Raw genomic sequence first — 13769 nt, forward strand, 5'->3', positions numbered from 1 at the left:
GATATTTTTATAAATTCTTATACAAATCTTTACGTCTGCTTTCAAAAATAGGAATATCTGAACGGACCTGATCGATATAATCTAAATCGAGCTCTGCAGTGACTGTTTCTTCAGTATCTTTATCTGCTTGTGCAAGAATTTCACCGAATGGATTAATAATCATTGAACGGCCTGCGAATTCAGTGCCGTTCGTTTGTGTGCCGATAGTGTTGCTGGCAACGATGTAACACTGATTTTCTATTGCTCTTGCTTTTAAGAGGGTAATCCAGTGCTCTGTCCGTTCAATCGGCCATTCTGCAACGACGAATATAATTTTAGCGCCTGACAGTGATAAGTCTCTGAACAGCTCAGGGAATCGAAGGTCATAGCATATTACCAGACCGCATGTTTCACCGTTAATCTCAAAAACTTCAGCAGACTTATCTCCACTTTCAAGGTATTCAGGTTCATTTAACATCGGGACTAAATGCATTTTTGAATACTCCCGAATCAGTTCACCATGGCGATCCACTGTGAAAGCTGTGTTGTAAACGCCGCTGTTTTCATATTTATTTGGAATTGAACCGGCAACAACTGTGACCTTATTATCCTGGGCCAGCTTAGTAATAATGGATTTTACAGGTTCCAGATTATTTGCTGCATGGTCATCAATGTTTTCAAGATCGTAGCCCGAAGTCCACATTTCTGGCAGGACAACGACATCAGTATTACTTAAATCAGTTTCGGCAAACAGGCTGTCCACCTTATTCAAATTTGCTTCTGTATCGCTGTCTATGACTTGAAATTGAAAAATTTTAATTTTCATATAGGCGCTCCTTTAGCTGAGTCGTCATTTACCTCTACAGTATACGTAGAAAAAACTTATGTAAAGAAAAGCAATTCATTCCTTGCAAATAACATACTAAGATAGTATGATTTTAAATATATTTATAAATCAGAAAATTCAACCAATATGATGGAGGATTACTATGACTAATGAAAATTGGAATTTAGAAACTTTAACGATACATGCAGGCCAGACAATCGATGATTCAAAATCACGTGCGGTGCCTATTACACAGACGACTAGTTATGTGTTCGACGACACGCAGCACGCACAGGATTTATTCTCTTTAGCGAAGCCCGGTAACATTTATACGCGTATTATGAACCCGACACAGAATGTTTTTGAAGAGCGAATTACTGCACTTGAAGGTGGAGTCGGCGCACTCGCGACATCTTCAGGGCAGGCAGCGATTCATCTGTCATTACTTAATATTGTAGAAACTGGTGATGAGATTGTCGCATCTGCGAATCTTTACGGCGGTACATACAACCTTTTAAATGTAACGTTTAAGAAAATGGGAATTAAAACTCATTTCGTTGATCCATCAGACCCTGCAAACTTTAGAGCAGCAATTAACGATAAAACACGCGCTGTATTTGCTGAAACCATTGGTAACCCGCGTATTGATGTTTTAGATATTGAAGCAGTGGCTGAAGTTGCTCACAGTAACGATCTTCCATTAATTGTCGACAGTACGTTCGCAACGCCGTACTTACTGCGTCCGTTTGAACATGGTGCAGATATTATCGTTCATTCAGCGACGAAGTTTATCGGCGGACACGGAACTTCAATCGGCGGTATTATCGTAGATAGCGGCAAGTTCAATTGGGATAACGGTAAATTCCCAGGGTTAGTTGAACCGGATGAAAGCTACCACGGTGTATCTTATGCGAAGGATATTGGACCGGCGGCATATATTACTAAAGCCCGTGTTCAATTATTACGTGACTTGGGATCTGCAGTATCACCATTTAATGTGCAGCAGTTCCTTTTAGGACTTGAAACATTGCACCTCCGCATGGAGCGTCATTCAGAAAACGCACAAAAAGTAGCGGAGTTTTTAGAACAGCACCCTAAAGTGAAATGGGTAAATTATCCGGGACTTGAAAGTAATAAATATCATGACCTCGGTAAAAAATATCTGCCTAAAGGACAGGGAGCAATACTGACATTCGGTATCGACGGCTCAGTAGATGAAATTGCGAAATTCGTCGACGGACTTGGGCTGTTCTCGTTAGTCGCAAACGTTGGGGATTCAAAATCATTAGTCATTCACCCGGCATCAACAACTCACCAGCAGTTATCTGAAGAGGAACAAATCGCTTCAGGAGTATTGCCGGAATTAGTACGTCTGTCTATTGGAACAGAAAACATTGATGATATTATCAGTGATCTGGAACAGGGACTGAAAGAAGTATAATAAGATGAAGCCGCGAGAAGGATATCTCGCGGTATTTTTATTTAAATAATAAGGAAAATGCGGGAATTCCCGGTCTGATTTCAAAAACAGGGTATAGAGGCTGTGAGTATAAATTTTGGAGGTATGGTGAATGAGTATAAACAGCTGGTCGAAAAACCTTGTGATGGAACATTGGCCAAAACGCGATTCTAATTCTCACAAAAGCAGTCACGGCAAAGTCGGGATTATTGCAGGCAGTGATTTAATGCCGGGAGCTGCAGCGCTTTCTGCGGGTGCGGCTGTGGAAAGCGGTGCGGGTTTAACGACTGTTAATACTGTCAGGTCTGTGATTCCGATTGTTGCATCACATGTTCCTGAAGCGACATTTTACCACCGGCATGATGAGCTGAATGGTTTTCTTGAGGGTAAAGATGCAGTCGCAGCGGGGCCTGGTCTTGGACGTTTATCGGATGATATTATCGAAGATTTAATTACTAACTTTAACGGGCCGTTAGTTATTGATGCGGATGGGTTATATGAGCTGAACAGCCACGAGATGCTGATCAGAAAACGTGACAGCCCGTTAATCATTACACCCCATGTGGGAGAGATGGCACGGATTATTAATAAAGATATTGATTATGTTAATGATAATCGCTATGAAGCGGCGAAGAATCTGGCGATGGATTACGGTATATATGTTGTGCTGAAAGGTCCAAAGACGATAGTTGCAGAACCGGACGGTATATTATGGGTAAATCAGACGGGTAATTCAGGGCTTGCCAAAGGCGGAACAGGTGATGTTTTAACCGGCATGATTCTTGCTTTTATCGGCCAGAGTATAGACATTCAACCCGCAGTTTCAAATGCGGTGTACATGCATGGTTATGCTGCTGATTATTTAATTGAACACGGTGAAGCGATTGAAGCAGTAACAGCTTCAAAAGTAACTAACGCTTTAAGTACATCATTTCAATCGATAATAAGTTAGAATAATCTAACTATTATAAAAATTGAATTGAAATAAGGCATTAATTACATTTATAATACAGTTGTATCCAGAATAAATACAAAGGGGATTTATATATGAAGGAAAATATTTATGGCAACGTACCATGCTTTTTAGGTGCAGAAAATCTCGTTAAAAAAGGAACTTATGATACAGATGTAATTTTCTACGGCGCGCCTTTTGAAGGTGAAAGTACGTGGGGGGACTATACCGGTGTTGAACTTGGACCGAAACAGATTCGTTCTTCTTCAGCCCGTTACAGCGGTTACTTACCGGAACTCGATCATGTTGATGTAAATGAACATCTGACTTTCGGGGATGCCGGGGATATCCCGTTTGTAGCACATGATAACGAACAGTCTTACCAGAACATCGAAGATTTTTCTGCTGAACTATGGAAAACAGGTAAATTTCTCGTTGGTTTCGGCGGAGAACACGGTGTGACTTATCCGATATTGAAATCACTTGCTGACAGCGGCAAAAAAGTTGGGATTATTCATTTAGATGCACATTACGATAATATGCCGGATTATGAAGGTGAGATTTACGCCCGCAACACACCGTTTATGCGTTTGTATGAAACAGAAGGCGTCCGCAACGAGTCGATTATTCACACGGGAATTCACGGGCCGCGCAACAAACCTGAAACAGGGCGTTATGCACAGGAGAACCGTGCGGTCACACTGACAATTAATGATATAAGAGAAGCAAAAGATTTACGTGCGTACGCAAAAGAGATCTATGATATGGCTGCGAAAGATGTCGATGTAGTTTACTTATCAATTTGCAGTGACGTGCTGGATTTCGCATATAATCCAGGCGGTCCTGTAGATGGCAACGGTTTAACATCTTATGAGTTACTCACATTAATACACGAATTTGGCAAGCAGGGGCTCGTCGGTATGGATTACGTTGAAGTATACCCGATGATGGATGCTAACCAGCACTCGGCTCATTTTGTCAGCTATGCAGTACTTTACGTTCTGGCAGGGCATTTAAAGCACATAGGAAAAATCTGACTAAACAAGGGATGGGATCTTGATGAACAGATTTAAAGAAATATTAAAAGCTTTAGGGCCCGGAATGGTTATTACAGCTTCTTTTATCGGTCCGGGAACAGTGACAACAATGACGCGTGCCGGAGCCGGATTTGGCTACAGTATATTATGGGCGGTTATATTTTCAGTGATTGCCACAATCGTGCTGCAGGAAATGATTATCCGACTGGCTCTCGTTACAAGACGCGGTCTAGGGGAAGCAATTTACGATTTATTTAATAATACACTAGGGAAATTTCTTGTCGTGTGGATTTCTATGATTGCAGTTGCAATCGGCTGTGCGGCATACATGAGCGGGGATTTACTTGGGACATCACTTGGTCTTGGTTATCTGCTCGGTATCCCTACAAATATACTTGCACCGATTGTCGGTGTAATAATATTAACAATTGGTTTACTCGGAAGTTACAAAGTTATTGAAAAAATTATGCTCGGTTTAATGATAATTATGGGAGCGACATTTATTACGACTATGTTCCTCGTTAAACCGGACTGGAGTGAAGTGTTCGGCGGTGCATTCATTCCGTCTATTCCGGACGGTTCGATTATTATGGTAATTGCGTTAATCGGTACGACGGTTGTTCCGTATAACTTCTTCCTGCATGCAACGGCTGTGCACGAACGTTTTGACGGATTAAAAGATTTAACTCTGGCACGCTGGGATACAATTATCTCGATTACTATCGGAGGTATTATTTCAGGTGCGATTCTAATTTCTGCAGGAACGTTAATTTACGGCCAGGAAGTTGATAATGTCGTTGCACTTGCAGGACCGCTTGTCCCAATACTTGGCGATGTATGGGCGCCAATATTTATTAGTATTGGTTTGTTTGCTGCAGGTTTCTCATCTGCACTGGCCTCACCGATGGGTGCGGCAGCAACAGTCAGCTCTTTCTTTAAATGGGAAGGCGGCATGAAGAATAAGAAATTTAAAATGATCTTCGGTCTGGTTATTTTGATTGGTGTAGTTACATCAGCAATCGGTTTTGAGCCGCTTGAAGTCATTCTGCTCGCTCAGGCATTAAACGGTGTTATTCTGCCGCTGATTGCGATTCTGATTTATATTATCGTTAATAAAAAAGGACTTATGGGCAAACATAAAAACGGTCCTATTTTTAACGTTATCGGATTTCTTGTTGTCGCAGTCGTCTCATTCTTAGGAATTTACAGTATGGTTGACGCAGTCACAGCCTTTTTCGGATAAATAAATTATCAATGACTCCGGTGACGGGGTCATTTTTTATAAAATTGCTTTCATTAAGTATCCTGTTTAAAATGGATAGAATTATACATATAAATAAGGAGAGAGACAGATATGAATATTGGGTTAGTAGGTTCAGGTACAATAGGACAATATTTGTTAAAAAACATTAATAAAAACAGCAATGGTGATTTAAATATAACGAGCGTATTCGTAAGAAATTACGATAAATATAAACACCTTGAGGAACAATATAATGTAGAACTATTCACAGATTTAAGTGAATTTCTTGCAGCAGACATGGATATTGTTGTTGAAGCGGCTAACGTTGAGACAAGTAAAGAACTGCTGCCTGACATTATCAAAATAAAAGACACGATGCTCATTAGTATCGGTGCACTTGCTGATGAAGCTTTACTTAAAACAGTATCAGCAAAAGACAGCAAAACACTGCATCTGCCCTCAGGCGGGATTGGCGGCCTTGATCTAGTTCAAAATGCGAGAGCGCTCGGCAATCTGGACAAAGTCACTTTAACGACGCGTAAGCCGGCAGCTTCACTTATTGATGAAGCGGTTGCTGTTGAAACAGTAGTCTTTGAAGGAAAAGCTGGAGATGCAATCGATAAATTTCCGAAGAACATGAATATCTCGATTATTTTATCACTGGCAGGATTAGGTATTGATAAGACAAACGTCGTGCTGATTGCAGACCCAGCAGCTGATAAAAATACGCATACTATTAATATATCAGGCGGATTTGGTGATGCAGAGCTGACAATCAGCAACAATCCGCTGCCGGAAAATCCGAAAACAAGTGCTCTGGCAGCGTTGAGTGTCTACGCCACACTTGAAAGAATGTCTGGAAACGTTAAAATCGGCAATTAACATGACAAATGTCATGTTAATTTACTGACAGTTTAGTCTATATCCAAAAGTCTTTATCGCTCATAATATTAAGTGAATAGATAGGGAAAAGAGGAATGCATATGACTAAAGAAAAACAGGCGGCACTGAGAAAAAGTGTAATGCCCTATGCAAAATCACAAACTAAGACGAGTGTCATACAGCTGCTGAACACGATATTGCCATTCTTTATACTATGGTTTTTAGCTTATCAGTCACTAAGTGTTTCATTCTGGCTGAGCTTACCATTTTCAATCCTGGCAGCAGGATTTATGATTCGTTCATTTATTATTTTCCACGACTGCACGCACGGATCATTCTTTAAAAACAAAAAATTAAATAATTTCTTCGGAAATGTAACCGGAGTTATTACACATTTCGCTTATGAAAAATGGAAAAAAGAACATGCGATTCACCACGCAACAAGCGGTAACTTAGATAAACGCGGTGTTGGTGATATTTGGGTTATGACAGTAAAAGAATATGAAGAAGCAAGCAAATGGGAAAGATTCCAATACCGTTTATACCGTAATCCGGTTGTTTTATTCGGTTTCGGCCCGCTTTACTTATTCTTAATTGCAAATCGTGTTAACCGTAAAGCAGCGAAACGCCAGGAACGTATTAACACACACGTTCTTACATTAATTATTGTTTCGATTTACTTACTTATCGGATTTACTTTAGGCTGGCACGTATTGCTTATGGTGCAGCTGCCGATTATTTACATCGCAGGTATGGCAGGGATCTGGTTATTCTACGTTCAGCATCAGTTTGAAGATTCATATTTTGAAAATGAATCAGAATGGGATTTCGTAAAAGCTGCGGTAGACGGCAGTTCTTATTACAAACTTCCAGCATGGCTTGAATGGATGACAGGCAGTATCGGTTACCATCACGTGCATCACTTAGCGCCGCGTGTACCGAACTATCATTTAGAAGAAGCACATGAAAACACGCCGCCTCTTCACCAAGCGACGACAATTACATTAAAAACAAGTTTAGAATCGATAAAGTTCCGTCTTTACGACGAAGAGAGCAATACGTTCATTACGTTTAAAAAGATGAAGGAACGTCTGGCAGTTAAGACTGCAGAGAACACTACTGCATAATAAGAAATATCAGCATCCTCCTATGTATAATAGGGGGATGTTTCATCTCTAGAGACCGTATTTGATATAATGGGCTGAACAGCAGAGTGAAGGGGCGAATGAAGATGAAAGATTGGTATCATATTTTCCCGTCAAATACGGGGTTAAGTCTTTATATATGGATTATTTTTTGTGTGCTGCCATTTTATTTTATCTTTCGTGCGACCTCGCTCAGTGAAATAATAACCGGTATTGTAACGACATTAATATTCTTTGCGGTATATTGGCTGACATTTAATTCAAAAGGTGCACTAGTATATATCGGTGTCAGTATCCAAATTATTATTAATATAATAATGACGATATTATTCAGCTACGTGTATTTTGCATTGTTCATTGCAATTTATATCGGCAATATTAGAAATAAAGCGGGCTTCATTACGATGTATGTACTGTTACTGGTCACAACAGTTTTGGCGATAGTATACGCATCGTTCTTTAACTATATGATTTTATTAACCCATCTTCCTTTTCTGATTATGACTATACTTGGAATTATACTGATTCCTCTGAATAAGCGCAGCCGGATAAAGCAGGATGAACTGGAAAATCAGCTGGAAGATGCTAATCAGCAAATAGCAGAACTTGCAATTAAAGAGGAACGTCACCGTATTGCAAGGGATCTGCATGATACTCTAGGTCAGAGGCTGTCGATGATTGGTCTTAAAAGTGACCTGTCACGCAAGCTTATCGATAAAAATCCTGAGCAGGCGAAAAAAGAACTGCAGGATATTCAGGATACTGCACGTCATGCGTTGAAAGAAGTTCGTGAAATGATCAGTGATATGAAACGGGTCAGTTTTACGGAAGAGCTGAAACATACGCAGCTGATTTTGGACACAGTTGAAATTAAGCATGCAGAAACGATAGAAGCAGACTTTAAAAATATACCTGTATTAATAGAAAACGTCCTCAGCATGTGTTTAAAAGAATCGGTGACAAATATTTTAAAACACAGTAATGCAACAGAATGCATGATTATTCTGACAGAATCTGAAAAAGATATATTTTTAAAAATATCCGATAATGGAACCGGCACAGCCGGTTTTAATTACGGCAACGGTCTGCAGGGCATGAAAGAACGTCTGGAGTTTGTTAACGGCGAGTCTCATATCCACAACTCGGATAGCGGGTTTGAAGTAAATATGACAGTGCCGAAAGTGCTAAGACAAATAGAGGAGGGATAGGATGATTAGAATTGTGCTGGCTGAAGATCAAAATTTATTATTAAGTGCGCTCAGCTCGCTGCTTAATCTGGAAGAAGATATTTCAGTGGTAGGTATGGCAGGGAATGGCAGAGATGCACTTAAACTTGTTGAAGAAGAGCAGCCTGATATTTGTTTAATGGATATTGAAATGCCGGTAATGACAGGACTGGACGCGGCAGAAGAGCTGACAGAGACAGACTGCAAAGTGATTATACTGACAACCTATGCGAGACCGGGATATTTTGAGCGTGCCAAAAAAGCACAGGTCAGCGGCTATCTGCTGAAAGATACGCCGAGTGAGACATTGGCAGAGTCCATCAGACAGATTATGACCGGGAAACGTATTTACTCTCCTGAACTCATCGACATCGCTTTTGAAACCGAAAATCCTTTATCATCGAGAGAGATTGAAATTGTCCAGCTGCTTGCGGATGGAAAAACGACGAAATCCATTGCAGAAGAACTGCATTTATCGAATGGTACGATCAGGAATTACGTATCAATTGTACTGGATAAGCTGCATGTAACGAACAGAATTGAAGCCATCAGGAAAGCGCTGGATAAAGGCTGGTTAAAATGAAAAGCAGTCTCTCTGATTAAATTTCAGGAGACTGCTTTTCATCTGGTATAAATACTTCTGCCTCACTGTATTCGGGGTAATAATAGCCTTCCGGCAATGTCTGCAGTTCGATTAAACTGCCCCATGGAGTCTTAAAGTAAACTGTGCCGTTACCCTCTGTATCCTCATAGCGGGTATTTGCGTGAATATTCGACAGCGGCTGGCCGCCAGCTTCCTTCATTTGCTCATATGATTTTTTAATATCATCTGTGTAAAAGGAAAGATGTGTATAGCCGTAATCTTCCAAGCTTAACGGTGTTCTTGAGCTCACATTAAAGAACTGGAACATTTCTATGTTCGGACCCTTGCCGATAGTCAGCATTCTCTTTTTGACTATATATGACTCTTCGGGAATACCGAGCAGCTTTTCAACTAAAGGTCCGCCTCTCGGGCGGTCTTTAAGTGTTTGTGAATCATAAGCAATTTTTGCACCAAGTCCTTTTTTAAAAAACTCAGTTGCTGTTTCAATATCGGGAACAGTCATTCCAATATGATTCATACCTCGTATTAAACCCACGCTCATCACTCCTTCATCGAAAAATGTCTTACTTATGTATTCCCTTCTTTGACAAGCTTTTAAACCTGTATGAGGCACATATCTTGCCAGTCACCGGTTATGATAATATAATACATCTACATTTGTCTGTATGCTGCAGACAGAAAAACTTAAGGGAGGTGATTATACGTGGCACAATTTCAAGAACATAAAGGTTTCAAACGAATGTTTAAAGAAGACAAGCTGACACTGGGTTTAGGTTTTCCTCTGGAAGCTTACAAAGGCAGTTTTCCGAAGATGAATCTCGAGGAGCAGATGATGCTTGCAAAGCAGGCTGAAGATTACGGTTTTGCTGCTTTAACGGTTCGGGATGCACCGCTGTATGATCCGAACTTCGGTGATGTCGGCGGGCTTTATGACCCGTTTATGTTTTTAACATATGCAGCAGCACATACTAAAAGTATCGCGCTGACGACCGGCAGCATAGTAACTACATTGAGGCATCCTTTTCATACGGCAAAATCTGCTGCAACGCTTGACAGTATTTCAGGGCAGCGCTTTGTAATGGGCGTAGCAACAGGTGACCGGCAGATAGAATTTCCGGTATTCAAAGTAGACCGTGAAAATAAAGGTGAGCTGTTCAGAGAGTCCATTACTGTAATGAAACAGCTGTGGCAGGAAGAATTCCCGAGCATACAAACAGAACGTACAAACTTAACTGAAGGCGATGTTGTTCCTAAACCTGAAATGGGGAGTATTCCTGTATTCGGTACAGGTTACAGCAGCCAGACGATAGAGTGGCTTGCGGAACATACAGACGGCTGGATGTTTTATCCGCAGGAGTTAAAAAAACAAAAAGCACTAATAAATAAATGGCGCGGTTTAACTGAAGAATTTAAACCATTTACCCAGCCTCTGATGATTGATTTGTCTGAGCGTGCAAATGAAGCGCCGAAAACGTTGGAAACAGGATTCAGAGCGGGACGAAATTTTTTAATAGATTATTTAAACGCATATCAGGAAGCGGGCGTTAATCATATGACTGTCGCGCTTAAAGACAGCAGTCGTCCGGCGGCAGAAGTAATTCAGGAACTTGGAGAATTTGTTGTACCGAAGTTTCCTGTTAACAGAGAACAGAAATTTACATTTTTTAATCAATAAAAGAAAGCAGGATCAAATATGATTGCAGGATTAGATAGAATAAATGAATTAGCAAAAATACAAAAAACGGTGGGTCTGACTGAAGAAGAAAAGCGGGAGCAGAAAGTCTTAAGAGAAGATTACCTTCGTCAAATCAGAGGACAGGTACTGGATTCCTTTTCAGGACTGACAGTTGTGGATCCGCTTGGAAATGATGTTACACCAGAAAAATTAAAAGAAGAACAAGCTAAAAAAAGACAAGATAAATAAAAAGCAGCGGATCTCCGCTGCTTTTTTTGTTATACATTCCCGGAAATCTGTTTATTTTTACCGGATGCGATACCCATAATAAGCATCAGTACTGAGACGCAGGCAAGCAGTATCAGCGGGAGTGTCCAGCTTCCCGTCATATCCTGAAGACCTCCGACCATCACCGGTCCGAGTGCTGCCAGCAGGTAACCGAACGATTGAGCCATACCCGAGAGTTCAGCGGCTTCGTAGCCATCTTTTGTTCTCAGTGTAAAAAACATCATGGACAGTGAAAATGCGCTGCCGTTGCCGATACCGAGCATTATTATCCAGAGGATTGAGAGTTCTGAAAATCCTGCGAGAAGACCGGCAATTCCTGTGAGTATCAATCCACTGCTGATCAATGCAATCATCACCTGATTTTTCATCTTGTCTGCGATAACCGGAATGATAAATGTAAATGGAATACTTGCGAACTGGAATATAAATACACCCCAGCCGGCGAGATGAATATCGTAGCCGTTAGCCATTAATATAGTCGGCAGCCAAGTAATCAGCGTATAGAAGATTAAAGACTGAGCACCCATAAATACGGTGATTTTCCATGCGAGCGGAGAACGCAATAATCCGCCAATCTGCTGATTGTTAATTTTCTTTTTAGCACCATACTTTTTCGCTAGCTGCGGCAGCCAGATTATCAGTGTGATAAACGCAAGTCCGCCCCAGATAACGAGTGAGCCGCGCCAGCCTAAATTTCCGGACGTTGCAATCGGTATACTTAAACCTGAACCGAGTGCGCCGAATACGTTCATAACAATCGCATAGAGGCCGGTCATTAAGCCGATTTTATAGGGGAAATTCATTTTAATAATGCCGGGTATGAGCACGTTGCCGACGGCAATTGCTAAACCAACCAGCAATGTTCCGGTAAATAACAGACCGATGCCGCTTGCAGATCTGATTAAAATACCTGCAATCAGCAGAATAAGTGAAATAGCAATCGTCCGTTCCATGCCGATTTTGTTTGCAATTTTCGGTGCAAACGGTGACAACAGTGCGAATGCAATGAGCGGAAGCGTAGTAATAACACCTGCAAGCGCGTTGCTGATGCCAAAATCATCTCTGATAAATGATACGAGAGCACCTGCAGAAGTCAGTGGCACCCTTAAGTTTGCACCGACTAAAATAACGCCGATAATCAGCAGCCAGCTTAAATTTTTATTGCTGAAAAAAGGTTGATCTATTTGGTTGCTCAATAACTTTCTCCTCCATTATTCTAACGATAAAATCCTCTCCGCTATAATATCTGTCTGTTCATCATCTCCCATAAAAAAGGAATGAGAACCGGTTTTTTTAAAGCCCTGCTTTTTATAAAAGCCAATCGCATTCTCATTTTTCTCCCAGACACCAAGCCAGATTTTATTTTTATTGAGTTTGCGTGCAATATCATAGGAAAGATTCAGCAGTTCTTTACCGAATCCCTGTTTGTGATATTTATGGAGAATATAAATTCTTTGCACTTCAAGAGAACTATGTCCCATCGGTTCGGATTGAGCTGAATCGACATTCACTTTTAAGTATCCTGCAGGTTCATCATTGCTGTATATAAAATAAAACTGTGAATCAGGATTATTAAGTTCATCCCTGATTTTTTCAGCTGTGAAAGCATCATTAGAATAAGCTTTCATGTTCTCTTTAGTGTTTTGAGCCTCGAAAGCTTCATAAAAAGTATCATAGCTCAATTTTAACAGCGCCTCAGTATCATTTATAGTGCACCGTGTGATGTATGAAGTCATGAAATCACCTCTGTATTAATTTATTTACCTACTATACATGAAATTTAAGATTTAATCACAGATAGAATATTAATTAGAAAAAGAGTGCATCCGGCTACAGCCAGTTACACTCCCATTTTCCATCAGTTAACTTATAAAGGAGACGGGCATATCCGCCTTCATTTAACGCCTGATAAAATTCAACTTCCAAAGGCACAGTTTTATATGCATTTAAATCACGCACTGCTGCATCTAAATTATCTGCAATATGTGAAATGTCCGTTGTCAGCTCAGCAGTACCTTTGAGGCGGACCTGTCTGCCTTGTTCACGCCAGTAAAAGTTTAAAGCAACGCTGCTGTTATGTGTAAGCTGGATAACTTTTTCACGAAATCTTCCCGTCTCAAAATAAAGGGCCTCATCATCCATCGCTTTTAACAGGACAACACGCGAGTCCGGTGTATTGTTCTGAGTGATAGTGCTGAGCACCATACTGTTGGGCTCGGCTGTTCCATTCTTCAGTGCATGTACGTACCACTGGGAGAAGTGGCTGAAAGGATTGTTGTGCTCTTTTTTATCCAGTTCAGGAAACGGTCCTGTCATAATTTCTGTAGCTTTTAAAACTTCGTTAATATCCATATGTACACCCCGGTATTTAATGATTAAATGAATTTTATCATACATATCAGAGAACGGCAGCTTAAGCATTGGCAGTATAGTCATTTTATTAATATACTTAA

15 protein-coding genes are annotated in these 13769 nt (G+C 40.6%); 10 read left to right on the forward strand and 5 right to left on the reverse strand.

The genetic code is table 11. The features are described 5' to 3' along the window. Window positions 1-7: 7 nt before the first annotated feature. Window positions 8-805 carry a carbon-nitrogen family hydrolase gene (locus H625_RS0105425; protein WP_026859011.1) on the reverse strand — a complete coding sequence of 266 codons (798 nt, stop codon included), beginning with the start codon at window positions 803-805 and terminating at the stop codon, window positions 8-10. A 163-nt stretch (window positions 806-968) separates the two neighbouring features. Here H625_RS0105425 and H625_RS0105430 point away from each other — a divergent pair, with 163 nt between their 5' ends. The 8 genes from H625_RS0105430 to H625_RS0105465 all read left to right on the forward strand — a co-directional run bounded on the left by H625_RS0105430 (window position 969) and on the right by H625_RS0105465 (window position 9332). Beyond that, entirely contained in the window at window positions 969-2246 is a 1278-nt protein-coding gene (locus H625_RS0105430) for an O-acetylhomoserine aminocarboxypropyltransferase/cysteine synthase family protein (RefSeq protein ID WP_026859012.1), read from the forward strand. A 130-nt stretch (window positions 2247-2376) separates the two neighbouring features. Then, window positions 2377-3216 carry an NAD(P)H-hydrate dehydratase gene (locus H625_RS12640; RefSeq protein WP_051238989.1) on the forward strand — a complete coding sequence of 280 codons (840 nt, stop codon included), beginning with the start codon at window positions 2377-2379 and terminating at the stop codon, window positions 3214-3216. Between the two features lie 95 nt (window positions 3217-3311). Then, window positions 3312-4253: an agmatinase family protein gene (locus H625_RS0105440; protein WP_026859013.1), complete on the forward strand. Its 942-nt coding sequence runs from the start codon at window positions 3312-3314 to the stop codon at window positions 4251-4253. 22 nt (window positions 4254-4275) lie between these two features. After that, window positions 4276-5496 carry an Nramp family divalent metal transporter gene (locus H625_RS0105445; RefSeq protein ID WP_035785242.1) on the forward strand — a complete coding sequence of 407 codons (1221 nt, stop codon included), beginning with the start codon at window positions 4276-4278 and terminating at the stop codon, window positions 5494-5496. A 111-nt stretch (window positions 5497-5607) separates the two neighbouring features. Next, window positions 5608-6378 (forward strand): aspartate dehydrogenase domain-containing protein, encoded by a 771-nt coding sequence (locus H625_RS0105450; RefSeq protein ID WP_026859015.1) that lies wholly within the window; start codon window positions 5608-5610, stop codon window positions 6376-6378. A gap of 101 nt (window positions 6379-6479) precedes the next feature. Beyond that, window positions 6480-7505: a Delta(5) desaturase DesA gene (gene desA, locus H625_RS0105455; RefSeq protein WP_026859016.1), complete on the forward strand. Its 1026-nt coding sequence runs from the start codon at window positions 6480-6482 to the stop codon at window positions 7503-7505. A gap of 104 nt (window positions 7506-7609) precedes the next feature. After that, window positions 7610-8731, forward strand: coding sequence for a sensor histidine kinase (locus H625_RS0105460; RefSeq protein WP_026859017.1), 1122 nt, complete (start codon window positions 7610-7612; stop codon window positions 8729-8731). A gap of 1 nt (window position 8732) precedes the next feature. After that, window positions 8733-9332 carry a response regulator transcription factor gene (locus tag H625_RS0105465; RefSeq protein ID WP_026859018.1) on the forward strand — a complete coding sequence of 200 codons (600 nt, stop codon included), beginning with the start codon at window positions 8733-8735 and terminating at the stop codon, window positions 9330-9332. 16 nt (window positions 9333-9348) lie between these two features. On the opposite strand, the gene H625_RS0105470 is transcribed toward H625_RS0105465, so the two are convergent. Beyond that, window positions 9349-9894, reverse strand: a complete 546-nt coding sequence (locus tag H625_RS0105470; protein WP_211222576.1) for a VOC family protein — start codon at window positions 9892-9894, stop codon at window positions 9349-9351. A 198-nt stretch (window positions 9895-10092) separates the two neighbouring features. Here H625_RS0105470 and H625_RS12645 point away from each other — a divergent pair, with 198 nt between their 5' ends. Both H625_RS12645 and H625_RS0105480 read left to right on the forward strand, forming a co-directional pair. Then, window positions 10093-11028, forward strand: a complete 936-nt coding sequence (locus H625_RS12645) for an LLM class oxidoreductase (protein WP_425402153.1) — start codon at window positions 10093-10095, stop codon at window positions 11026-11028. An 18-nt stretch (window positions 11029-11046) separates the two neighbouring features. Then, a complete protein-coding gene (locus H625_RS0105480) occupies window positions 11047-11277 on the forward strand; it encodes a DUF896 domain-containing protein (RefSeq protein WP_026859020.1) in 231 nt (76 codons plus the stop codon). Window positions 11278-11306: 29 nt separating this feature from the next. Here the strand turns inward: H625_RS0105480 and H625_RS0105485 are convergent, their stop codons facing one another. The 3 genes from H625_RS0105485 to H625_RS13215 form a co-directional block, all read right to left on the reverse strand. After that, the gene (locus H625_RS0105485) at window positions 11307-12512 is read right to left on the reverse strand and encodes a CynX/NimT family MFS transporter (RefSeq protein ID WP_035785248.1); all 1206 of its coding nucleotides are present in this window, start codon (window positions 12510-12512) and stop codon (window positions 11307-11309) included. A 15-nt stretch (window positions 12513-12527) separates the two neighbouring features. Next, window positions 12528-13052 (reverse strand): GNAT family N-acetyltransferase, encoded by a 525-nt coding sequence (locus H625_RS0105490; protein ID WP_026859022.1) that lies wholly within the window; start codon window positions 13050-13052, stop codon window positions 12528-12530. A gap of 94 nt (window positions 13053-13146) precedes the next feature. Next, a complete protein-coding gene (locus tag H625_RS13215) occupies window positions 13147-13752 on the reverse strand; it encodes a pyridoxamine 5'-phosphate oxidase family protein (protein WP_051238990.1) in 606 nt (201 codons plus the stop codon). Window positions 13753-13769 lie beyond the last annotated feature (17 nt).

The sequence above is a fragment of the Jeotgalicoccus psychrophilus DSM 19085 genome, assembly GCF_000425845.1.
GTDB classification, from domain to species: domain Bacteria; phylum Bacillota; class Bacilli; order Staphylococcales; family Salinicoccaceae; genus Jeotgalicoccus; species Jeotgalicoccus psychrophilus.